This is a genomic window from Nostocoides sp., assembly GCF_035343835.1.
Taxonomy (GTDB): domain Bacteria; phylum Actinomycetota; class Actinomycetes; order Actinomycetales; family Dermatophilaceae; genus Nostocoides_A; species Nostocoides_A vanveenii.
The window spans coordinates 1-21,842 of the sequence record NZ_DAOQZV010000024.1 but is presented as its reverse complement, the minus strand read 5'-3'; the positions used below and the strand labels follow the sequence as shown (position 1 = coordinate 21,842).

22 protein-coding genes, 2 tRNA genes and 1 pseudogene are annotated in these 21,842 nt (G+C 69.1%); 17 read left to right on the top strand and 8 right to left on the bottom strand.

Features of this window, described 5'->3' with window-relative positions:
* Together PKH97_RS03400 and PKH97_RS03395 are read right to left on the bottom strand one after the other, a co-directional pair.
* Nucleotides 1-391: pseudogene (locus tag PKH97_RS03400) on the bottom strand (hypothetical protein); the annotation flags it as partial.
* Between the two features lie 291 nt (nucleotides 392-682).
* On the bottom strand, nucleotides 683-1,609 hold the full coding sequence (locus PKH97_RS03395; protein ID WP_324385994.1) for an acyl-CoA thioesterase II: 927 nt from the start codon (nucleotides 1,607-1,609) through the stop codon (nucleotides 683-685).
* Nucleotides 1,610-1,661: 52 nt separating this feature from the next.
* Between PKH97_RS03395 and PKH97_RS03390 the strand changes: the two genes are divergently transcribed.
* The 5 genes from PKH97_RS03390 to PKH97_RS03370 all read left to right on the top strand — a co-directional run bounded on the left by PKH97_RS03390 (nucleotide 1,662) and on the right by PKH97_RS03370 (nucleotide 6,303).
* Complete coding sequence (locus tag PKH97_RS03390) at nucleotides 1,662-2,111, top strand: acyl-CoA thioesterase (protein WP_324385993.1); 450 nt, start codon at nucleotides 1,662-1,664, stop codon at nucleotides 2,109-2,111.
* A 2-nt stretch (nucleotides 2,112-2,113) separates the two neighbouring features.
* Entirely contained in the window at nucleotides 2,114-2,764 is a 651-nt protein-coding gene (locus PKH97_RS03385; RefSeq protein ID WP_324385995.1) for a hypothetical protein, read from the top strand.
* 40 nt (nucleotides 2,765-2,804) lie between these two features.
* Nucleotides 2,805-3,653, top strand: coding sequence for an inositol monophosphatase family protein (locus tag PKH97_RS03380; RefSeq protein WP_324385992.1), 849 nt, complete (start codon nucleotides 2,805-2,807; stop codon nucleotides 3,651-3,653).
* A 134-nt stretch (nucleotides 3,654-3,787) separates the two neighbouring features.
* Nucleotides 3,788-5,509, top strand: a complete 1,722-nt coding sequence (locus PKH97_RS03375; RefSeq protein ID WP_324385991.1) for a glycoside hydrolase family 13 protein — start codon at nucleotides 3,788-3,790, stop codon at nucleotides 5,507-5,509.
* A gap of 5 nt (nucleotides 5,510-5,514) precedes the next feature.
* Complete coding sequence (locus tag PKH97_RS03370; RefSeq protein ID WP_324385990.1) at nucleotides 5,515-6,303, top strand: glycerophosphodiester phosphodiesterase; 789 nt, start codon at nucleotides 5,515-5,517, stop codon at nucleotides 6,301-6,303.
* Between the two features lie 108 nt (nucleotides 6,304-6,411).
* Here the strand turns inward: PKH97_RS03370 and PKH97_RS03365 are convergent, their stop codons facing one another.
* Genes PKH97_RS03365 through pepN form a run of 3 tightly spaced genes read right to left on the bottom strand, consistent with a single transcriptional unit; the run spans nucleotide 6,412 to nucleotide 10,260 of the window.
* Nucleotides 6,412-6,792: a globin gene (locus tag PKH97_RS03365; protein WP_324385989.1), complete on the bottom strand. Its 381-nt coding sequence runs from the start codon at nucleotides 6,790-6,792 to the stop codon at nucleotides 6,412-6,414.
* Nucleotides 6,789-7,706, bottom strand: a complete 918-nt coding sequence (locus tag PKH97_RS03360; RefSeq protein WP_324385988.1) for a mechanosensitive ion channel family protein — start codon at nucleotides 7,704-7,706, stop codon at nucleotides 6,789-6,791. The genes PKH97_RS03365 and PKH97_RS03360 overlap by 4 nt, the downstream gene beginning before the upstream one ends.
* A gap of 7 nt (nucleotides 7,707-7,713) precedes the next feature.
* On the bottom strand, nucleotides 7,714-10,260 hold the full coding sequence (gene pepN, locus PKH97_RS03355; protein WP_324385987.1) for an aminopeptidase N: 2,547 nt from the start codon (nucleotides 10,258-10,260) through the stop codon (nucleotides 7,714-7,716).
* An 83-nt stretch (nucleotides 10,261-10,343) separates the two neighbouring features.
* Between pepN and PKH97_RS03350 the strand changes: the two genes are divergently transcribed.
* Genes PKH97_RS03350 through PKH97_RS03335 form a run of 4 tightly spaced genes read left to right on the top strand, consistent with a single transcriptional unit; the run spans nucleotide 10,344 to nucleotide 13,261 of the window.
* A complete protein-coding gene (locus PKH97_RS03350) occupies nucleotides 10,344-10,985 on the top strand; it encodes a DsbA family protein (protein WP_324385986.1) in 642 nt (213 codons plus the stop codon).
* Nucleotides 10,985-11,461 (top strand): ribose-5-phosphate isomerase, encoded by a 477-nt coding sequence (locus PKH97_RS03345; RefSeq protein WP_324385985.1) that lies wholly within the window; start codon nucleotides 10,985-10,987, stop codon nucleotides 11,459-11,461. Before PKH97_RS03350 ends, PKH97_RS03345 begins: the two co-directional genes overlap by 1 nt.
* A gap of 4 nt (nucleotides 11,462-11,465) precedes the next feature.
* The gene (locus PKH97_RS03340; protein WP_324385984.1) at nucleotides 11,466-12,572 is read left to right on the top strand and encodes a PP2C family protein-serine/threonine phosphatase; all 1,107 of its coding nucleotides are present in this window, start codon (nucleotides 11,466-11,468) and stop codon (nucleotides 12,570-12,572) included.
* Complete coding sequence (locus tag PKH97_RS03335; protein ID WP_324385983.1) at nucleotides 12,569-13,261, top strand: tRNA (guanosine(46)-N7)-methyltransferase TrmB; 693 nt, start codon at nucleotides 12,569-12,571, stop codon at nucleotides 13,259-13,261. The genes PKH97_RS03340 and PKH97_RS03335 overlap by 4 nt, the downstream gene beginning before the upstream one ends.
* 132 nt (nucleotides 13,262-13,393) lie before the next feature.
* On the opposite strand, the gene PKH97_RS03330 is transcribed toward PKH97_RS03335, so the two are convergent.
* Nucleotides 13,394-13,525 carry a hypothetical protein gene (locus PKH97_RS03330; protein WP_324385982.1) on the bottom strand — a complete coding sequence of 44 codons (132 nt, stop codon included), beginning with the start codon at nucleotides 13,523-13,525 and terminating at the stop codon, nucleotides 13,394-13,396.
* A 34-nt stretch (nucleotides 13,526-13,559) separates the two neighbouring features.
* Here PKH97_RS03330 and PKH97_RS03325 point away from each other — a divergent pair, with 34 nt between their 5' ends.
* From PKH97_RS03325 to tig, 4 genes are all read left to right on the top strand, one after another.
* Nucleotides 13,560-14,186 carry a hypothetical protein gene (locus tag PKH97_RS03325; protein WP_324385981.1) on the top strand — a complete coding sequence of 209 codons (627 nt, stop codon included), beginning with the start codon at nucleotides 13,560-13,562 and terminating at the stop codon, nucleotides 14,184-14,186.
* A 218-nt stretch (nucleotides 14,187-14,404) separates the two neighbouring features.
* Nucleotides 14,405-14,475: transfer RNA gene (locus PKH97_RS03320), tRNA-Gly, on the top strand.
* Between the two features lie 130 nt (nucleotides 14,476-14,605).
* Nucleotides 14,606-14,679 (top strand) — tRNA-Pro (locus PKH97_RS03315).
* Nucleotides 14,680-14,816: 137 nt separating this feature from the next.
* Nucleotides 14,817-16,253, top strand: a complete 1,437-nt coding sequence (gene tig, locus PKH97_RS03310; protein ID WP_324385980.1) for a trigger factor — start codon at nucleotides 14,817-14,819, stop codon at nucleotides 16,251-16,253.
* Between the two features lie 61 nt (nucleotides 16,254-16,314).
* Here the strand turns inward: tig and PKH97_RS03305 are convergent, their stop codons facing one another.
* Nucleotides 16,315-17,448 carry a LacI family DNA-binding transcriptional regulator gene (locus PKH97_RS03305; RefSeq protein WP_324385979.1) on the bottom strand — a complete coding sequence of 378 codons (1,134 nt, stop codon included), beginning with the start codon at nucleotides 17,446-17,448 and terminating at the stop codon, nucleotides 16,315-16,317.
* Nucleotides 17,449-17,545: 97 nt separating this feature from the next.
* Here PKH97_RS03305 and PKH97_RS03300 point away from each other — a divergent pair, with 97 nt between their 5' ends.
* The 3 genes from PKH97_RS03300 (at nucleotide 17,546) to PKH97_RS03290 (ending at nucleotide 20,271) form a co-directional block, all read left to right on the top strand.
* Nucleotides 17,546-18,787, top strand: coding sequence for an MFS transporter (locus tag PKH97_RS03300; RefSeq protein ID WP_324385978.1), 1,242 nt, complete (start codon nucleotides 17,546-17,548; stop codon nucleotides 18,785-18,787).
* A gap of 180 nt (nucleotides 18,788-18,967) precedes the next feature.
* Entirely contained in the window at nucleotides 18,968-19,582 is a 615-nt protein-coding gene (locus PKH97_RS03295; protein ID WP_324385977.1) for an ATP-dependent Clp protease proteolytic subunit, read from the top strand.
* Nucleotides 19,583-19,611: 29 nt separating this feature from the next.
* Entirely contained in the window at nucleotides 19,612-20,271 is a 660-nt protein-coding gene (locus PKH97_RS03290; protein WP_324385976.1) for an ATP-dependent Clp protease proteolytic subunit, read from the top strand.
* Nucleotides 20,272-20,626: 355 nt separating this feature from the next.
* Here the strand turns inward: PKH97_RS03290 and PKH97_RS03285 are convergent, their stop codons facing one another.
* Nucleotides 20,627-21,520 carry a hypothetical protein gene (locus PKH97_RS03285; protein WP_324385975.1) on the bottom strand — a complete coding sequence of 298 codons (894 nt, stop codon included), beginning with the start codon at nucleotides 21,518-21,520 and terminating at the stop codon, nucleotides 20,627-20,629.
* Nucleotides 21,521-21,583: 63 nt separating this feature from the next.
* Between PKH97_RS03285 and PKH97_RS03280 the strand changes: the two genes are divergently transcribed.
* The coding region (locus PKH97_RS03280; RefSeq protein WP_324385974.1) for an HTH domain-containing protein at nucleotides 21,584-21,842 on the top strand (259 nt) is incomplete at its 3' end.

Genomic DNA, 21,842 nt, shown 5'->3' with positions numbered 1-21,842 from the left:
CGATCGTCGTGGTCAGTCCTCCGACCGCGCCGAACTCGGTCGGTGGGTCGGCACTGAAGTGCCGCTGCACGCCCGCCCTCGCCGTCGAGCCGTGGCGGCGGCGGGTGGTGATGTGGACGACACCATCCCACGGCCCTGTCGAGAGTCCGAGCAAGCGTGCCGCCGTGGTGTGACTGAACGCGTAGGCGCAACTTAGGGCTGCAGCCGCGGCAGCGATCGCCGCGAGTTCGCGGTCACGGGCGACTTCCCAGGCCGGTCGGTCACGGCTGACGGTGACGTAGAACCCGCGCCGTACTCGCTCAACTCTGCCGTCCGAACGGCCCTGGCGCAGGTCTCGCCAGTGGGTCTCGCGGGCCCGCAGGATCGTGGGCAGTTCGAACTGCTGGTTCATGACCGACACGCTGGCAGCGCCGAGCCGGTAGGCCCAGGGCGCTCGCAAAACCTGCTAAGGCAAGCGCGCGTCCCAGGGGCTGTGGACGGCGGGAGGTGCCGGGCGACGCGCCCCGGACAGCACTTCCCCACGACGACCTCAGTTCGCACTTCTGCACCGGATGCGCACGTCGACACCGGATGCGCGCGTCGACACCGGACGCGCACTTCTGCACCGGTCCGGACCAGTGTCGGGGTGCAGAAGCCCGGTACGGGTGAGGAAAGAGGGCAGCGACAGGCATGGCCGCGACGCTCAGGACTCCTTGACGCGCATCATGCCCTCCTGGGCGACGGTCGCGACCAGGGTCCCGTCGCGGCGAAACATCCGGCCGATGCCGAGGCCGCGACCGCCCTGTGCGGACGGTGACTCCTCGGCATACAGCAGCCAATCGTCCATACGGACGGGACGGTGGAACCACATCGCGTGATCGAGGCTCGCCACGCGCAGGCGCGGGTCAGCCCACCCGAGGTTGTGCCGGCGCAGGATCGGCTCCAGAAGCGAATAGTCCGAGGCATAGGCGAGCACCGCGGCGTGCAGGAGGTCATCGTCGGGCAGGCCCGCAGCGGCCCGCATCCAGACGTGCTGCCGGCTTCGGCCGTCCTCGATGGAGCGGGTGTAGAGATTGCCTTCGACATGCCGCAACTCCACAGGCCGGGCGGCGATCGTCTCGCGGGCCGTGCCGGGGTAGGCGCGGCGGCGCAACTCCTCGCGATAGGGCTCGACGTCCTCCGGCGCGGGCACGTGCGGCATCGGGTCCTGGTGATCGAGACCCCCGGCCGGCTCCTGGAAAGAGGAGATCATCGACAAGATGACCTGTCCGTTCTGGAGGGCGTGCACACGGCGGGTGGAGAAGGAGTTGCCGTCGCGGAGGTTCTCGACCGCGAACCGGATGGGCAAGGTGTCGTCGCCGGGTCGGATGAAGTAGCCGTGCAGGCTGTGCACCGCGCGCGTGGGCGCGGCATCGCGCACAGTCAGCCCCGCGGCCATCACGCACTGAGCAAGCACCTGACCGCCGAAGACCCGCCGCTGGGGCATCCGCTGGCTCGGGGCCATGAAGACGCGGGCGCCGGTCTCGCCGGCATACTCGGGATGGAAGGTGCCCGAGGTGGCGATCGATGCGGTCCCTACCTCCTGAAGGGTGAGGATCTCCAGCAGGGACTCGGCAGAGGTGTCGGGCACCGCTCCACCCTAGTGACTTGCGCCGATGCCGGACGTGGCGTAGTGATGACGGGTGACCGATCGCGACTACTACGTCGACGTGCCCCTTCGCTGGAGCGATATGGACGCCTACGCGCACGTGAACAATGTGCAATTTCTGCGTCTGCTCGAGGATGCGCGTGTCGTCGCGATCCGCGAGTGGCTGGGGGAGCGCGAAGACATGCTTCGGACCGGCGTCCTCGTTGCCCGCCACGAGATCGAATACCTTGCGCCGCTCGACTTCCGGCCTGCGCCGGTGCGAATCTTCATGTGGACCAAGGCAATTGGCGGCGCAAACTTCGACATTGGATATGACGTGTGCGACCCCGATGACATCGGGACCACGACGTATGCCCGCGCCGAGACCACGCTGGTCGCCTACGACTTCGCGTCCGCCTCGCCCCGTCGGCTCAGTGCCGACGAACGCGCCGCCCTCGCCGAGCACGCCGGTGGACCGGTCGGCTTCCGCAGGCGGCCGCGGTGAGCATGCCCAGCGCGGTCGCGGGTGCCTACGTCTTCGCCGACCGCGCCTCGCTGTCGGACCTACAGAGCTATCTGACGCTGGCACGCCAGGCGGATCCCGAGGCGGCCGTGCGCCTGCACGCCCTCGGCCCCGTCCTCGCAGCCTATGTCGGGATGCTCCCCGGTCGCGGGCTCTCCGGTGCCGGGACGGTGCTCGGTCTGCGCACCTTCGCCCTGGCCGACCCGGTGGAGTCGGACAATGCGGTCCCCGTCGGCGCCATCCTCGATCGCCTGGCCTGGGTGCTCGGCCATCCCGAGAACGATCCGGTGATCCCCGTGCCCCCCGCCTCGGTCTTTGTCCAATGGGCAGCAATCACGCCACCGCGCGCCGGGTGGGTCCACGCGGCGGATGTGAGCTCCGAGGACCTGCTCACGGTCGCCCGCACCGGCATCGCCCAACTCGGCGCGGCCGGTACCGGCCTCGCCGCGCAGGTCGATGCCCTGCGGGCTCGGGTGTGGGGCGAGGCCATGCCGGCGGCGGGCGGTGCTCCGGGCGGGATGGCCTTCGCGGCATACGGGCTGCGGTTCCTGGTGGAGAACGGCTCGGCGAGCGTGCATCGCAGCGGGCCCTGGTGGCGCCTGAGCACGTCTGCCGGCCATGTCCTGGCCAGATGAGATTCGCCGCGGCGTCGCCCGGCGCGCCTAGGGTGAGGCCATGACGCCCGTGCAGACGGAACCGACGACGGCGCCCACCCCGGCCTGGATCGAGAGCCTGGCAGACCGCTCGGACATCGTTGACGACGCTGTCCTGGCCACGCTGCTCGTCGAGCGCGGCGCCGCGCTCGGCACGATGCTGCGTCGCGAGCCGCTCGAGCGCATCCGCAAGACCTCGATCTCCGACATCGTCACCGCAGCCGACCACGCCGCCGAGGAGGAGATCGTGGCCGCGCTGACCGCGCTGCGACCCGACGACGGCATCCTGGGTGAGGAGGGCGCGGCGCGCGAGTCGCGTAATGGCCGGCAATGGATCATCGATCCGATCGACGGGACCTACAACTATGCCCACGAGATCGGCAACTGGTGCAGTGCAATTGCGTTGCGGGACAACGATGGTGGCCTGCTCGGCGCGGTTCGACGCGAGCTGACCGACGAGACCTGGGTCGGTGGGGTCACCGCTGACGGTCGGCCCAGCACCCAGCTCAACGGCCGGCTCCTGACACCGATGCCCGACCTTCCCTTAGAGCAGATCTGCCTCGCGACCTATCTGCATCCGGCCCGCATCGGTGACCCGAACGTTCTCGAACCCTGGCTGGCAGCGGCGCGCGGGCCCGCGACCATCCGGGTGCTCGGGAGCGGGTCGTGCGATCTCGCGGCCGTCGCGACGGGACGCCTCGGGGCCTTCATGCAAAGTGGCACGGCGGACTGGGACTGGTATCCCGGGCTAGCCCTCGTGCTCGGCGCCGGTGGCCACGCGCAGGTCCTGCACCACAGGGGATATCGCTGGCACCTGGCTGGGGGCGAGCGGACCGTCCGCGCCCTCGCGGACCTGCTGACCGGCGCCTGACCGGCACGCTCGCCGCGACGGTCAACACCGTCGAGCCGCGACGGTCAACACCGTCGAGCCTGCGATGAACAACATCCGAAACACCCGCGAATCAGTTTGGGTCCGAGGGCCGATATGCGGTCCAATAGGTGCCCGTGACGACCGCCCCCCCTGCGCAGCCGACAACCACGACGATCCACGACCACGACCGGGCCGACGCGGCCTGGTGGCGGCACGCCGTGATCTATCAGATCTATCCGCGTTCGTTCGCCGACAGCACTGGCAATGGCATCGGCGACCTGCCCGGGGCGCGCGCCAAACTGCCCTATCTGAAGGCCCTCGGCGTTGATGCCGTATGGTTTTCCCCCTTCTATGTCTCGCCGCAGGCGGACGCCGGGTATGACGTCGCCAACTACCGCGACATCGACCCCCTCTTCGGCACCCTCGCCGACTTCCAAGGCCTGCTCGACGACGCAAATGCGTTGGGGCTGAAGGTCATTGTCGACCTGGTGCCCAATCACTCCTCCGACGAACACCCCTGGTTCCAGGCCGCCCTCGCCGCAGCGCCGGGCAGCCCCGAGCGCGCGCGATACATGTTCCGCGACGGCAAAGGCGTCGACGGCAGCGAGCCGCCGAACAATTGGAAGTCCGTCTTCGGCGGTCCGGGCTGGACCCGCGTCACCGAGGCCGACGGCACCCCGGGCCAGTGGTACCTCCACATCTTCGACGTCAAGCAGCCGGACCTGAACTGGGACAACCCGGAGGTCCGCGAGGAGTTCCTCGACGTCATCCGCTTCTGGGTCGAGCGCGGTGTTGCGGGTTTCCGCGTCGACGTCGCCCACGGTCTGGTCAAGGAGCCGTCGCTGCCGGACTGGGCCGGGCCGCAGGAGTTGCTCGGCCCCGACGATCCGGAGGAGGCGACCAACGCGGCGCCGATGTGGGACCAGGACGGCGTGCACACAATCTACGAGAGCTGGCGGGCGTTGCTCGACAGCTATGGCGAGCCGGATCGCATTCTGTGCGCCGAGGCGTGGGTCAACCCGCCGGAGCGGGCGGCGCTCTACATCCGCAAAACCGAGTTCCACCAGGCCTTCAACTTCGACTTCCTCGAATGCCCTTGGCGGGCAACGGATCTGCGCGCGGTCATCCGCAAGTCGTTGGAGGTGTGCGACTCGGTCGGCGCCCCGGCGACCTGGGTGCTGTCCAATCACGATGTCATCCGGCACGCCACCCGACTAGCCCTGCCGGTCGGCACCAAGCGGCCCAATGGCATCGGCATCGGTGACCCGCAGCCCGACCCGGTCGTCGGTCTGCGCCGCGCCCGCGCGGCGACGACGCTGATGCTGGGGCTGTCGGGGTCGGCATACATCTATCAGGGTGAGGAACTCGGGCTCCCCGAGTCGATGGAGGTCCCCAACGAGCTGCGCGAGGACCCGGTCTACCTGCGCACCGGCCACAAGGAACTCGGCCGCGACGGCTGCCGGATCCCGCTGCCGTGGACCCACGATGCGCCGGGGCTCGGCTTCGGGCCGTCGGAGAAGGTGTGGCTGCCGCAGCCCGAGGCGTATGCCGCGCTCGCCGCGGACCAACAGGCCGACGCCGAGGGCTCCACCCTCGACCTGTACACGCGCCTGCTGCACCTCCGGCGCGAGCGCGAGCTGGGGCTGGGCAGCCTGCGCGAGATCGGCGGCCTCGGCGAGGATGTCGTGGCCTATCTCAACACGGGCAAGGACGACGCCTACCCGACGCTCGTGCTGCTCAATCTCGGCGAGATCCCGGTCGCGCTGCCCGAGGGCGCGGACCTCGTCGTCGCGTCCGGCGAGCTGACGGCAGACGGCAAGGTGCCCACCGACACCGCTATCTGGGCACGGTACTGATCGCGATGCGCGCGGCCGACCATCCGTATTTCGACACCACCGGGCCGGTCGGCCTCGCGCACCGCGGCGGCGCCGAATTCACCCCAAATGTGGGGCGGGAGAACACCATTGCCGCCTTCGGCGCGGCGATCGACCTTGGCTTTCGCTATCTGGAAACGGATTTGCACGCAACCTCGGACGGTGTCCTCGTCGCCTTTCACGACACTGTCCTGGACCGGGTGACCGACACCGCCGGTGCCATCGCCGACTTGCCGTATGCCGTTGTGGCGGCCGCCCGCACGGCCGCGGGCGACGGCATACCGCTGTTGGACGAGGTGCTGGAGACCTTTCCCGAGGCTCGCATCAATATCGACGTGAAGGCGGTGGGGGCGATCGAGCCGCTGGTAGCGGCCATCCGCTCGCACAGCGCCCTTGACCGGGTCTGCGTCGGCTCCTTCTCCGACGCCCGCCTGGCAGCGGTGCGCAAGGCGCTCGGACCCGGGCTCGCCACGGCGATGGGGCCGCGTGGGGTGGCCCAGATGCGCTTCACGCCGCATCTGCTCAGCCGGGTTTTGCACTCGCCGGCGCCAGTGCTGCAGATCCCGACCGGGCATACCGTCCGCGGGCGGAGGATCCGACTGGTCACCCCGGGGCTGGTGCGTCAGGTGCATCGCCTCGGCAAGCACCTGCACGTCTGGACGATCGACGACCCGGCCGAGATGCGACGACTGCTCGACCTCGGCGTTGACGGGATCGTGACCGACCGCCCGGACACCCTGGTCGACGTGTTCGGCGAGCGTCAACTGACTCCGTGATCGAGGCGAGACCCGGCCCGCCCGCTGCGTGCGACCCAGACCGCCCAGACCGGCCTCTCGACGGGGCTGAACCGGCCTCTCGACGGGGTTGTACCGGCCTTTCGACGATTAGTCGAGGGTATTGACGAGGGAGTAGGCCGCGCGCGTGAGGTAGTCGCGCAGAATCAGGTCGTGGGCCTCGTCCAACTCGAGGGTGTCCACGGCCGCGAGCATGTGCAGGAGCCAGCGATCACGCTGGGCGGGGGTCACGGCATACGGGTGATGACGCATCCGCAAGCGGGGATGCCCGCGCTGCTCGGAGTAGGTGGTCGGGCCGCCCCAGTACTGCTCGAGGAACATCCGCAGCCGCTCCGCCGCCGGCCCGAGGTCCGCCTCCGGGTAGAGCGCACGCAACGGCGCATCGTCGGCCACACCGGCATAGAACGCGGTCACCAGACGATCGAAGGTCGCGTGCCCGCCCACCGCATCGAAGAACGTCGGCTCACTCATGGGGTTCCCCCCGAGGAGGGGATGACGCTCACCGGCGGCCCCGGGACGCCCGCCCTGTCGAGGGCCTGCTTGCCGAGCAAACGCAACTCACGCTGCACCGAAAACTCTTCTCCCGCCTTGCATTTCGCCATCACTCGCAGGATCATCGTGGAGCCGACGATGGACTCGACGCCCAGCACCTCAGGAACGTCGAGCACCTTGCCGTCCCAGTCCGGGTCGGCCGCGAACGCAGCGACCATCTCCTTCAGAGCACGGATCGCCTTCTCCGGCATCGCGTCATAGGCAATCGGCAGGTCGACCATCGTCATCGCCCACCCCTGACTGCGATTGCCGATCCGCAGGATCTCGCCATTGCGGATGTGCCAGGTGACTCCGTTGCCGTCACGCAAGGTCGTGATGCGCAGGCTGACGTCGGTGACCGTGCCGGTCGCGACACCGGTGTCGATCAGGTCGCCGACGCCGTACTGGTCTTCCATGATCATGAAGATCCCGGACAGGAAGTCCTTGACCAGGCTCTGTGCCCCGAAGCCGAGGGCCACTCCGCCGACCCCCGCCGACGCGAGCAGCGGAGCCAGGGGGATCCCGAGGAGCGCCATCACCGTCAAGATCGCGATCAGCCCGATGACGATGGTGACGGCACTGCGCAGGATCGTGCCGAGGGTTTCCAGCCGCTGCTTGTGCCGATCGTGATCCCAGCCGGTCGCGTGCGCGAACACGCGCTGGGTAGTCGTGCGATCGGCGCGCTCGCCACGGCTGATCGCGAGGCCGACGGCGCGGTGGATGACCCGGTGCAAGACCCATCGGGTGGCGACGGCCAAGACGATCGTCAGCAGGATCTTCAGCGGGACATCGCTGAACCAGGTCCAGGTCTCCTTGCGGGTCAGAAGCTCCAGCCAGGCGATCGAAGAGTTCACGTCGCGCTCAGGCACCCGCCCGGTCACGCTCCTGCGCCGCGACCGCGCGGGCGACGCCGTCGCGATTCTCGGCCATCACCCGTTGCACGGCGGCGGGCGCATCGGTGTGCTCCTCAAGCCAGGCGTTCGTCGCCGCGAGCAGGTCGGGACCGGCCAATCCCGCCGGATAGAAGCCGTTGATCTCCTCGGCGATAGCGTGGGTGCGGCTCTCGTAAATGCCGAGCGCGCCGTCGAGGAATCGGGCCATGTAGGGCTGCAAGAGGGCCGGATCGGTAGCGCGGTTGAACCCGGCCGCCAGGGCCTGGATGACCGAGTTCGGCGTCTTGACGTCCTCGACGCCGCACGCCCACGCCACCGCCTTCGCTGCCGGTGTCGGCGCGCTCGCTCGTGCCCGGGCGGCGCGTTCGCGGCCGGTGGAGGTGTTGTCGCGTTCGAGTTCTTCCTGGATCTGCTCATCGCCAGCGGCGCCCGCGGCAACCAGCCCGGTCAACAGCGTCCACCGCATGTCGGTGTCGAGGCTCAGGCCCGGCAGCGTGACCGACCCGTCGTAGAGCCCGGCCAGCGTCGTCGTGTCGTCGCCGGGGGCGATCAACGCGGCGTATGCCGTGACCAACTGCAGTTGCGCATCGCTTCCGGCCGGTGCGGCCTGAGCCAGTTCGAGACCCCGGGCGATGACCAGGCGGTGGGCGTCGTCCCGGTGCTCGGGCGCCAAATAGTGGACCAGGCAGGTGTGCACCTGCGCGAGCAGATTGCGCAGCAGCGCGGAGTCGCGCTCGCCGTCGATGACGGCCAGGGCATAGGGCAGATAGTCGCTCGCCGCCATCTCGCCATCGCGTGTCATGTCCCAGACGGTCGCGACAGCGAGCGAGTGCGGCAAGGTTTCGGCGAAGCCCCGCGGATGTGCCAGGACCGTGGCAAGCGAACGCTCGTCGAAGCGGATCTTGGCGTAGGCAAGATCCTCATCGTTGACCAGGACCAGTGCCGGACGCGGCTGCCCGATGAGCATCGGCAGCGGCGTGTTATCGCCGTCGACGTCGAGCTCGTGCCGGCCGGTGCGGACGAAGGCGCCATCGATCACGTCATACGTCCCAACGACGAGGCGATGCGGGCGCAACTGCTGATCTCCGGACGCGCAGGTCTGAGCGATGCTGGCCGCGCTGACCAGGCCACGGTCGTCCGAATCGATCTGGGGCGTAAGGACATTGACGCCGGCCGTCTCCAACCAAAGTTGCGCCCACGTGCGCAGATCACGGCCGGACGCCGCCTCAAGCTCGATGAGCAGATCGCCCAGCGTCGTATTGCTCCACGCATGCTTGGCGAAATAGGTCCGCAGGCCGGCGACGAAGGGGTCGCGGCCGACATACGCAACGAGTTGCTTGAGGACCGACGCGCCCTTGGCGTAGGTGATGCCGTCGAAGTTGACCTCGACATCGTGCAGGTCGCGGATCGGCGCGACGATTGGGTGCGTCGAGGAGAGCTGGTCCTGGCGGTAGGCCCAGGCCTTCTCGTGCGTGCAGAAAGTGGTCCATGCGGAGTGCCACCCGGTGGCCTCCGCCTGGCAGACGGTCGAGGCCCACTCGGCGAACGACTCATTGAGCCAGAGGTCGTCCCACCACTTCATGGTGACCAGATCGCCGAACCACATATGCGCGAGTTCGTGCAGGATCGTCAGTGCCCGGCGCTCGACGGTGGAGTCGGGCACCTTGCCGCGGAAGACATAGAGCTCGTTGATGGTCACGCAGCCGGCGTTCTCCATCGCGCCCATGTTGTATTCGGGCGTAAAGAGCTGGTCGTACTTGGTGAAGGGGTAGGGCGCGTCGAACATCTCCTCGAAGAAGCCGAAGCCGGCCTTGGTCACCGCCAGCACATTGTCGGCGTCCAGGTGGGGCAGCATCGAGGTCCGGCAGAAGACGCCGAGGTCGATGGTGCCGGCCCGCGTCTGGACGCTGTCGCGCACCACGGCATACGGGCCGGCGACGAGCGCGGTGATGTAGGAGGAGATCCGCCCCGTTGCGGGGAAGGTCCAGGTGGCCGTGCCGGGTCCGGCGGGCTCGGGCTGTGGGGTGATCGCGTTCGAGACGACCTGCCAGTGATCTGGTCCGGTGACGCTGAAGGCGAAGGTCGCCTTGAGGTCGGGCTGCTCGAAGACGGCCATGATCCGGCGGCTGTCTGGGACCTCGAACTGGGTGTAGAGGTAGACCTCGTTGTCGACCGGGTCGACGAATCGGTGCAGGCCTTCACCGGTGTTCATGTAGGCGCAGGTGGCGTCGACGACAAGCTCGTTGGCGGCCGCGAGATCCGGGAGGCTGATCCGGGAGTCGGCGAAATGCGTTGCCGGATCGAGCGATTCACCGTTGAGGGTGATCGCCTCGACGCTCGGCGCGATGAGGTCGATGAAACTCGAGGCACCCGGCGTGGCTGTGAAACGCACAGTCGTGACGCTGCGGAAGGTCTCCGGTGACGTCGTCAGGTCGAGTTTGACGACATAGCTCTCGGTCGCCACGATCGCGGCGCGGTCCTGGGCCTCAGCGCGCGTCAAATTGGTTCCGGGCACTTCTCACTCCTGAAAGGTTGGCTGGGGATCACCCAGTTTCGCGCCATACTTTCACGCTCCGGAAAGGGTGGCAGAATGACCGCATGTCTCCCACCTCGCATTCTGTCGACTCTGCTCGCACGCCGGTCGAGATGTGGTTCGACCCCGTGTGCCCCTGGGCCTGGATGACGTCGCGGTGGCTGATGGCCGTCGAAGAGGTTCGCCCGGTCGATGTCACCTGGTCGGTCATGAGCCTGTCCGTCCTGAACGAGGGCCGCGATCTGCCGGCGGACTACCGCGCCCTGATGGATGCGGCCTGGGCTCCCGTCCGGGTGATCATGGCCGCGCGCGCGGCGCACGGCGACGGTGTCGTCAAACCGCTCTACGATGCGCTGGGGGAGCGGATCCATCACCAGCAGCGCAAAGACTACGACGCCGTCATGGCCGAGGCCCTGGCCGAGGTGGGGCTGCCGGCCGACCTCGCTGCCGCCGGCTCGAGCGACGCCGGTGACGAGGCGCTGCGTGCCTCCCACCAGCGCGCCATCGACCTGGTCGGCGACGACGTCGGCACGCCGGTGATCGCCGTCGAGGGCGTCGCCTTCTTCGGCCCGGTCGTCAGCCCCTCGCCACGGGGCGAAGCGGCTGGCAGACTGTGGGATGGCTGCGTGCTCGTCGCCGGAACCGATGGTTTCTTCGAACTCAAGCGCACCCGGACCCGCGGTCCGATTTTCGACCAGGAGGACTGATGCGCGTACACATCGGCGGCGACCACGCGGCATACGAACTCCTCGGTGAGTTGGTCGGCTTCTTGACCGCGGAGGGTCACGAGGTCACCAATCACGGGCCGCTCGAGTACGACGCGCTCGATGACTACCCGGTCTACGTCCTGCGTGCCGCGCAAGCCGTGGCGGCCGATCCCGACTCGCTCGGCGTGGTGCTCGGTGGCTCCGGCAATGGGGAACAGCTCGCGGCCAACAAGGTCGCCGGCATCCGAGCCGCGTTGTGCTACAACGAAGAACTGGCGCAGCTTGCGCGCGAGCACAACAATGCCCAAGTCATTTCCATCGGCGCCCGGATGACGGCCGTGGACGAGGCGAAGGCGATGGTCGCGACCTTCCTCGCAACGCCCTTCTCGAACGATCCGCGGCATGTGCGTCGCCTGGAGATGGTTGCGGCATACGAGCGGGACGGCGTGCTGCCGCCGCTGCCGTCCAGCGACTGACGGCATGGCTACCGTCGCCCAAGCCCCACGCGTGGGACCGCGCGTTTCCTGGCGACGATTGCAGGTTCGGCTGGGGCAGATCCGGCTCTCGCAACGCGCTCGGCTGGTCATGCTCATGGTGATGGTGGCAGGCAGCGCGGCCTTGCACATCACCTGGCCCGACGAGTTCCCCCTGCTGACCCTGGCACCGTGGGTCGTCGTGGCCGGCTTGTTCCTGTCGCCGGCGCCCCTGATCGGGCTCTACGTCTTCATTGCGGGCCTGCTCGCACTCGTCTTTTGGATCGTTCCTACGACGCCGCTGCGCGCAATCACCGTGTTGTCGAGCATGGCCGCCGGCATGATCGCGATGTATGCCCTCTCGGCCTCGCGGGCCAGCCTGGGGACCTATGGCACGCGCAGCAACCGGATGCTGGTGGAGTTGCGGACGCGCCAGCAGCAGCTGGCCGTACTTCCGGCCCTGCCGGAGGGGTACCGGGCTGAAGCGGCGGTGGTCGGGGCGTTCGGCGATGCCTTCGCCGGGGACGTCCTGATCAGCGCGCCCGGGTTTCACCCGGGGCACCTGGAGTTTGCCCTGATCGATGTCAGCGGGAACGGCTTGCGGGCCGGCTCCCGGGGGCTGATGGTGGCCGGTGCCTTCAGCGGCCTGCTCGGGCAGGTCGAGCCCGAGCGCTTCTTGTCCGCGGCCAACGCCTATCTGGTGCGACAACCGTGGCGCGAGGGCTTCGCTACCGCGGTGCACCTGGAGATCGATCCCGCCACGGACCGCTTCTGGATCAGCAGCGCCGGCCACCCGCCCGCCATGCGGTGTTCGGCAGCGCGCAATACATGGGATCCCCTGCAGGGCGAACAAGGGCCGGCGCTCGGTCTGATCGACGGCATCCCCTTCCCGCGCATGGAGGGGGAGGTGCACACCGGTGATGCGTTGATCCTCTACACCGACGGGATCGTCGAGACGCGGACCGGAGAGTTGCTGGACGGCATCGACTGGATGGGCGGCGTGGCCGAGCGGGCCCTGCAAGTCGGCTTCGAGGGCTTCGCGGCGTATCTGTGCCGCGAGGCTCTCGGTGGGGACGGCGACGACCGCGGGGCCCTGGTGGTCTGGAAGCCGTGACCACCCCCACCACCGGGGTCCCTGACGGTGTTGCGCACCCGAGCCGGATCCGCACCTATACGCCGCGGTATCGCCTCTCGTCGTTGACCAAGGAACGGCTGGTCACCTTGTTGCCCGACGCGGAGGTCACCGCACTTCCGGTGGATCGCGCGGCGGCCTTCGGGCGGATGGCGCCCCTGGTCGTCGAGATCGGCTCCGGTCACGGCGCCGCCGCGATCGGGTATGCCGCCGCCCACCCCGAGCACGATGTGCTGGCGGCCGAAGTTCACCTGCCGGGGGTCGTGCGGATGCTGGCCGCGGCGCAGGCCCGTGACGTGACCAACCTGCGCGTCTGGGCCGGGGATGCGCTGGCGCTACTCGAGCGCGGCTTCGAGCCCGGGACGCTCGCCGCGATCCATCTGCTCTTCCCCGACCCGTGGCCCAAGCCGAAGCACGCCAAGCGGCGCTTCGTGCAACAGCGGAATCTGACCATGCTGCATACGTTGCTGGCGCCCGGCGGGCGCTTGCTGATCGCGACCGATCATCCGGTCTATCGCGCGTGGGTGCGGGCCCAGCTGGCGCAGTTCCCGGGGTTCGCGGTTGCCGAAGTCCCGCGCCCGGAATGGAAGGACCTGGACGGCTTCGAGGGGAAGGCCCTGGCCGCCGGCCGGCCGAGCACGTATTTCTCGTGCGTCAAGCCGCATTCCTAAACTCTGCTAGCACACGTTAGGTGTCGTCCAGCAGGGTAGAACCTGCTGGAGGTCACCTAAGCCCAGCTAGCAGAGCTTAGTGAGCCCACCCTACGGACAGGGGTGTACCAGCAGGGTTGAGGGACGGAGCGGTCAGTGGCGCCGGGGTCGGACGACGGCGATCGCGAGGACGCCGAGGCCGGCGAGGGCCAGGCCGATCAGGGTCTTCTTGATCAAATCCCAGTTGGTCCCGTTGCCCAGGATGTCGTTGGCGATATTGCTCACGCGCTCCTGGATGCCCGGGCCTTCGTTGGTCGGGGTGTCCGCACCTGCGCCGGCGGCCGAGGACGACGAGCTCGACGTGGATGTGATCGGCGCCGTCGTGCTCACGGCCCCGGAGGTGCTGGGGGGTGGGGGAGCGACGCTCGTCGGCGGGACCGGCGTGGTGCTCGCGACGGTCGGGCGGGTGCTCGTGCTCGAGGTCGCCGGCCGGCTGGTGCTGCTCGTGCTCGTCGGTCGCGTGCTGGTGGGCGGTGCGGTGGTGCTGGTCGGCGGCGGCGTGAAGGTCGATGTCGGGCTGGTGCTCGTGGTGTCGGACGGCGGCGGCGTAAAGGTCGGCTCGGTCGTCGTCGGCTGGCTGGTCGTCGGGTCGGACGTGGTCGCGTCGGTCGTCGTCGGGTCGGTCGGCGGCGGGGTGAACGTCGTCGTCGTGTCGCTGGTCGAGGTGTCGGTGCCCGTGGCGAGCACGATGATCGCCGGCAGCGCGTTGCCTGTCATGGCGCTCGCCGCGGCCGGGGCCAGGGAGACGCCCGTCACGGTCGCCATGACGGCGACGGGGAGGGTCAGTCCGCGGCGCGCCGTGCTGCGTCGCGACCGGTTCATCGCGGGCTGGCGGTCGGTCATGGTGTGTTCCCCTGGGTATGGACGGCGGTTGGACGCGGTGTGACGTCATCTATTGGGCAGCAGTGCCGACGAAGCAAAAGGACATGCAGAGCGCAGCCGGCAAGGCCGGTGGCCGTGGTGATTCTATCATCGCGAGCCACATCAGCCACAGGCGTGCATCGACGCAGCCCGTCGCGCGTCCGGACTCAGTCACGGATTTGCAGGGGCGGGCAAGCGGGCGGCTACCATACGCTCGCTGGTGTCCACGCGGGCATACGGCACGCGGGCGTAGCTCAATGGTAGAGCCTCAGTCTTCCAAACTGATTACGCGAGTTCGATTCTCGTCGCCCGCTCGCACGGCATTTCCACAGGTCAGCGTCGGTTCATCGAGATCCCGGCGAGCGAGCCGAGGGCCCTCGACCGGGCCATCGGCGTCCGATCCAGCCAAAGCTAGGAATGCGCTCGTTGGGGGCGCCCGTGCAACGGGGTATGGCGCAGGTTGGTAGCGCGTCCGCTTTGGGAGCGGAAGGCCGCCGGTTCAAATCCGGCTACCCCGACGCCGCTCGGCGTTTTTGGGCGTAACCGCCGCTGCCCATAGGATGGACGCAGCCACGCCCCCGTTTCGATGCGCTCGCGCGCTCGACTGCTGGGCCCCTGTGCACGAACCCTGATCCGATTGCTGGAGTGCCACCTGATGAAGACCGCTGCCGAGACCCTGAGCCCCACGCGGGTCAAGCTGACCGTCGAGGTCCCGTATGACGAGCTCAAGCCGAGCATCGACGCGGCCTACGTAGCGATCGGGTCGCAGATCTCGGTCCCCGGATTCCGCAAGGGCAAGGTTCCGGCGCGGATCATCGACCAGCGGGTGGGTCGCGGCGCCGTGCTGCAGGAGGCCATCAACGAGGCCCTCCCGAACTTCTACGGCCAGGCCGTCGAGGAGGCCGAGGTCCGCCCGATCGGGCAGCCCGAGGTCGAGGTCACCGCGGTGCCCATGGACGACTCCGAGCCGTTGGCCTTCACCGCCGAGGTCGACGTCCGCCCAGAGATCACCCTGCCCGACCTCGACACCATCGCGGTTACCGTCGATGACGTCGTGGTCACCGACGAGGACATCACCGAGCGCCTCGACCAGTTGCGGACCCGCTTCGGCACCCTGGTCCCGGTTGAGCGGGCGGCCGGCTTGGGCGACTTCGTCTCCATCGACCTGGCCGCCACCATCGGCGAGGAGTCCATCGACGAGGTGGCCGGCATCTCCTACGAGGTCGGCAGCGGCAATATGCTCATCGGCCTCGATGAGGCGCTCACCGGGCTGAGTGCCGGCGAGTCGGCGACGTTCACCGCGCCTCTGGCCGGGGGCGACCACGCGGGCGAGGACGCCGAGTGCACGGTCACGGTCCAGTCGGTCAAGGAGCGCGAGCTGCCGGAGCTCAATGACGACTTCGCCCAGTTGGCGTCGGAGTTCGACACTCTCGATGAGCTCAAGGCCGAGGTGAACGCCACCACCGAGCGCGCCAAGAAGTTCGAGCAGGGCCTGCAGGCCCGCGACAAGATCCTCGAGCACCTCCTCGACACCCTCGATGTCCCGATGCCCGAGAGCGTCATCGAGCAGGAGGTGAACCACCACCTTCAGGAGGAGGGTCGCCTCGAGGACGCCGAGCACCGGGCCGAGGTCAATGAGTCCACCCGCCGGGCGCTGAAGGCGCAGTTCATCCTCGACGCGCTGGTGGAGCAGGAAGACGTGGACGTCTCGCAGGAGGAGTTCGTCGAATACCTACTGATGCAGGCGCAGCAGTACCGCATGGACCCCAACGAGTTCGCCCAGGCCATCGACGCCAACAACCAGGTGCCGTCCATGGTCTCCGAAGTGGCGCGTCGCAAGGCCCTCGCGGCCGTCCTCGACCGGGCGAGGATCACCGACGCCTCGGGCAATGTCGTGGACATCTCTGAGCTAGGGGTCGAGGAGGACGCCGAGGACGAGCCGTCATTGCCGATCCTCGAGGTCGACGCTGACGACCTGCTCGATGACACCATCGAGGGTGAGGTTGTTCAGGCGGACGCCGTGGAGGCGCCCGCCGACGAGGCCGCGCCTGCCGACGAGGCCGCGCCTGCCGACGAGGCCGCCAAGGCCTGACCGCTTCTGGTGGCCTGACAGCTTTGTCCGGGCCCGAGCGGTGCCCCCGGCATACGGGCCGTCAGCGAGTGGGCGGCGGCCCGGTGGTCTCGCCGAGACGCAGGTGCGTGGGGAAGTGAGTGGTGCGGACGCTCGCGCCGGATAAGGCGGCGGCGACCATGGCGCCCAGGGCGCGGCCCTTGGCCTGGCCGTCCTGCACGACCGTGGTCAGGCGTACGTCCACCCAGGGCAGGTTGAGACCGTCGAATCCGGTGACCGAGAGGTCCTCGGGCACACGCAGGCCGAGGTCGGCCGCCACCCGGAGGACACCGGCGGCCAGGACGTCCGACTGGGCGATGATGGCGGTCGGCCGCTCATGCGCGGGGACCCCAAGCAGGAGCCGCGCGGCCTGCTCGCCGGACGCTACATCGGCCATCGTGGTCTGCACCACGCGGGCATCCGGCGCCACATCGAGCACACCCAGCGCCCGGGCGGCCCCGTCCGGATAGGACGCCAGGGCGACCTGTGCCGGCGCGACCGGGCCGGTGGGTACACGCGGCGCCAGCGGCAAGGTGATGTGCCCGATGCGCGTATGACCGAGCCCCACCAGGAGCCGTGCCACGTCCGCGCTGGCGGCCCGCTCGGCCACCAACAGTTGCGGCACCCGCGGGTCGACGGGCGCGCCCGCGGCGATCATCGGTATGCCGCGCCCGGCCAAGAGGTCCACGGCCGGGTCGTCCCGCGGCCCGCAGAGCGCAAAAACGACCGCGTCGACCGCCGCCGCGCCAAGCTGGGCGAGCAGGCGGGAATCGTCGCCCGGTTCGCGGGGGAGGAGCAGCAGCGCGGCGGGGATGGCGTCCAACTCGCGGGCGAGACCGTCAAGAACGGTCAGCGCGAAGGGGTCGCCGAAGGCGTCGCCCAGCCGGCCTTCGACCACGACCCCGACCGTGCCGGTGCGGCCCTGACGCAACGAGGAGGCGAGGGGGTTGGGGCCGGCATACGCCAGTTCTTGCGCTGCGGCGCGCACGCGTGCCGCGGTGGCGTCGGAGACCGGCCCGCGGCCGCTGAAGACGAGCGAGGCCGTTGACAAGGAGACGCCGGCCAGGTCTGCGACATCGCGGAGCGTGGGGCGTTTGGCTCGCCCGGGCTGTCCGGCCGAAGCGGCCGGTCGGCCGGTAGCGGAGGAGGCCTTCCGGGTTTGACGTGGCGCGGGCATGGAGGGCACACTAGTCGAATCGGTTCGACTCGAATCGTTTCGACCTCGTTCACGTGACCCGCCTGCCCCCGACGACCACTCTCGCCCAGGAAGCCCGATGACCCCAGCACCCGTCGACCGTTCGGTCGCCCTCGCTGCCCGGACCAGCGTCTTTGCCCTGTTCACTCTCGCCGGTCTGGCCTTCGCCGGCTGGGCGTCGCGGATCGCCGACGCCAAGCTGGAACTCGGCCTGAGCGCGGGCGAACTCGGGGCCACCCTGTTCGCGATGTCGCTCGGCTCGGTCCTGGCCCTGCCTTCCACGGGCAAGCTGATCGAGCGCTTCGGGCTGCGAGCGGTGGTGAGCACGGCCCTGGCCATGGCCGCGACGGGGATCCTGGTGATCGGGCTCGGCGTCGATGTCGCGCACTCGCGCGCCCTGCTGATGGTCGGCCTCTTCCTCGCCGGCCTGGGGGTGGGCTCCTGGGATGTCGGCATGAACCTCGAGGGGTCCGACGTCGAGCGCCATCTCGGCCGGGCGATCATGCCGCACTTCCACGCGGCCTTCTCCGGTGGGACGGTGGTCTCGGCGCTGCTGGGTGCCGCGCTGTCCTGGGCCGGTGTCCGCATCCTCGTCCACATGGTCGCGATCGCCGTCCTCGTCGTCGTGATCGGGGCGTGGTCCCTGCGTTCGCTCTTGCCGCACGACGCGACGGCAGCCGGGGCTACGGCAGCCCACCACGCGGGTGCCGGCACCAAAGCCGCCTCGGCGTGGACCGAGCCGCGCACACTGTTGATTGGCTTCGTCGTGCTTGTCGCAGCCTTTACCGAGGGTACGGCGAACGACTGGCTCGCGGTCGCCTTCCACGAGGGGTACGACCTGCCGACCTGGGCCGGTGTGCTCGCCTTCGCAACCTTCTTGACGTTTATGACGGTCGGCCGCCTTGTCGGCACCGGCCTGCTCGACCGGCACGGCCGGGTGCCGGTGCTTCGGGTCAGCTTCGGTTTAGCCGTGCTGGGGGCGCTTCTGGTCATCTTCGGCGGCGCCGTCCTCGCCTATCTCGGCGCCGCGATTTGGGGCTTGGGCGCCGCGCTCGGCTTCCCGGTCGGTATGAGTGCGTCCGCCGACGACCCCGCGCGCGCAGCCTCCCGGATGTCGGTCGTCGCGACGATCGGGTATGCCGCCTTCATCGCCGGCCCGCCCCTGTTGGGCTTCCTCGGTGACCACGTCGGTGTCCTGAAGTCGCTGCTCGTCGTCGGGGCCGGCGCGATCTTGGCCCTGCTGATGGTGCCCTCGGTGCGCGAGCCTGAGCCCGAAGCCGCGCCGACCGTCCCGAGCGACGCGGCGACCGGGTCGGCCTGAACCGGCCACTCGACGACCCTGAACCGGCCACTCGACGACCCTGAACCGGCCACTCGACGGGAGAGGTGGGGCGCTGCGCTCAGGGCGAACACGGCATACGGCGGGATTGTCTGGGAAAGGCCGCGCGTTAGGGTCACCATGACTATCCGCAACGAGCACGCCGTCAGGACGGAGACCAGCGTGAGCAACCCCAGCGCAGCTGCCCAGGGTGGGCAATTCGGGCTCGACGATCACATCTACAACCGGCTGCTCAAGGAACGCATCATCTTCCTCGGCTCCGAAGTCCGCGACGACAACGCGAACGCGATCTGTGCGCAGATGCTGCTGCTCGCCGCCGAGGACCCGACCAAGGACATCTGGCTCTACATCAACAGCCCGGGCGGCTCGGTGACCGCCGGCATGGCGATCTTCGACACCATGAACTGGGTGCCCAATGACGTCGCGACGGTCGCGATGGGGATGGCCGCATCGATGGGCCAGTTCCTGCTCTCGGCCGGCACCCCCGGCAAGCGCTATGCCACGCCGCACGCCCGCGTGATGATGCACCAGCCCTCGGGCGGTATCGGTGGTACGGCCTCGGACATCAAGATCCAGGCCGAGCAGATGCTCTTCATCAAGAAGCAGATGGCCGAGTTGATCGCCCAGCACACCGGCCAGAGCCTGGAGCAGATCGAGGCCGACTCCGACCGCGACCGCTGGTTCACCGCCGAGGAAGCGAAGGCCTACGGCTTCGTCGACCACGTCTTCCGCAGCGCGAAGCAGGCCGCCTCCGACGACAACCCGGTCACCGAGTGACCGCGGGCCACGGATCAAGGACGACAGACATGACTGATTTCGGTATGGCCGCGGGCCGACTCCACGTGCCCGCTCCCAGCAGCCGCTACATCCTCCCGCAGTTCGAGGAGCGCACGTCCTACGGGATGAAGCGCACCGACCCCTACACCAAGCTCTTCGAGGACCGCATCATTTTCCTCGGCGTGCAGGTCGACGACGCCTCGGCGGACGACATCATCGCCCAGTTGATCGTGCTGGAGTCCCAGGACCCCGACCGCGACATCCTGATGTACATCAACAGCCCCGGCGGCTCGTTCACGGCGATGACCGCGATCTACGACACGATGCAGTACATCCGCCCCGATGTGCAGACCTTCGTCATCGGCCAAGCCGCGTCCGCCGCGGCGGTGCTGCTCGGCGCGGGTGCGCCCGGCAAGCGCTTCGCCCTGCCGAATGCCCGCGTGCTCATCCACCAGCCGGCGCTCATGGGGGGCGACTACGGACAGGCGTCCGACCTGGAGATCCAGGCCAAGGAGGTCCTGCGGATGCGCGAGTGGCTCGAGGAGACCTGGGCCAAGCACTCCGGCCGCAGCGTCGAGCAGGTCCGCAAAGACATCGAGCGCGACAAGATCCTCTCGGCCGACGAGGCCAAGGAGTACGGCCTGATCGACGAGGTCCTCAAGACCCGCAAGGCCTCTTTCGAGGACTGAAAGGCCGGCCTGCGCCACCCCCGGAACGTCACTCGGCTCCCTCGAGCCGGGTGACGTTCCGCGTCGTGTGGCGCCGGCCGGCCCGGGTTGATCGCCCGGTAATCCCGATGCTGGACCCTCGACGTCACACCGGCGGAAAGTCCGTCGAGGTAGAGATCGGTGGTCATCTATGCCCGCGGCAACCCGAGCGCTCACCCACGCGGGCTAGGTCCCGTGGCGGCTGGATTCACCGTTTCGGCGGCCGGCTGACAACGCGGCCGGGCGTGAGGGGGGTCGGGGGCGGGTGGCGTCGAGTCCTCGACGCCACCCGTTCGGCGTGCCCGGCGCCTCGCTCCGCAGAGACTCGGCGTGGCGATCATCTGGCCGGCGCAGACACGCTCTCGCCCACGGCCCGGGCCAGGAAGGTCATCCACATCCGGTAGGGGCGCCACGCCTCCGCGCGTGCGGTGAACTCCGCATCGGTCATCGGCTGAGCCGCGCCGCAGAGGCGTTCGAGCGCGGCGCGGCTGCGGGGCTCGATCAGGACGAGGACATCGGGCTGGCCGAGCGAGCGGTAGACGATCAGGCCGCTGTAGAAGGGTCCGATGCCCGGCAGGTGCTGGACATCGAGTCGCGCGTCCTCGGGGTCCATCGCCAACAAGCGCGCCGCGGACAGCCTGCCCTCAGGCGCCGCATGCGCGATGGCCTGCAGACGAGGAATCGCAGCCTCGGGGAGGCCGCGCAACTGCGCCAACGTCGCCAGCCGGCTGGGCGCCGGGAAGGAGTGCAGCGTCTGGCCGGCCAGGTCGTATGCCGTGCCGAGTTGCTCGCAGAGCCGTTGCCGCAGCACCCGGCCCTGGGCCGCGGACCGCCGGGCGCTGAGGATCGACCATGCGGCAGCCTCATACGGCGAGTAGAACTGCGGCGGTCGCAGGCCGTCGGCCGCCGCAACCAGCACCGCGGCGACCGGGTCACGTCCGGCCAGGTCGGCGAAGCCGGCGTCGTCGACGTGGACCGAGAGCACGCGGGCGACCTGGCCGGCCACGATCGCCGGATCGGCATCGGAGGTGATGGTCAGGTCGAGTTCGTCGTCGCGCTGCCGGACCTCGACCCCAGCGCTCTGCTCGTGCGTGCCGTCGACGGTGAACGCCAGGCGCATCACGCCGTCCCAGTCTTGCTCGGCGCGATGGCCGAAGCCGACGAGAGCGGTGCGCATGAGGTTGAAGCGGCCCCGGGTGGGGAGGGTGACCGTGCTCGTTGTGGTGTTCATGGCTCTTAGCGTCATCGGCAAAGTGATCACCAACTGATCACTTTGTCTGCGAATCTTGGCGGTATGCGCGCCGACCGCCTCGTCGCCGCCCTTCTCCTGCTGCAGCAGAAGGGCCGGCTGACCGCTGCCGAACTGGCCGGCGAGTTGGACGTCTCGGTGCCCACAGCGCGCCGCGACCTCGAAGCACTGTCGGCCAGCGGCATACCGGTCTATCCGCAGGCCGGACGCGGCGGCGGCTGGCAACTCGTGGGCGGGGCGCGCACCGATCTGACCGGCCTGACCGCGGGGGAGGCCCGCTCGCTCTTCCTGCTGCTCGGGCCCG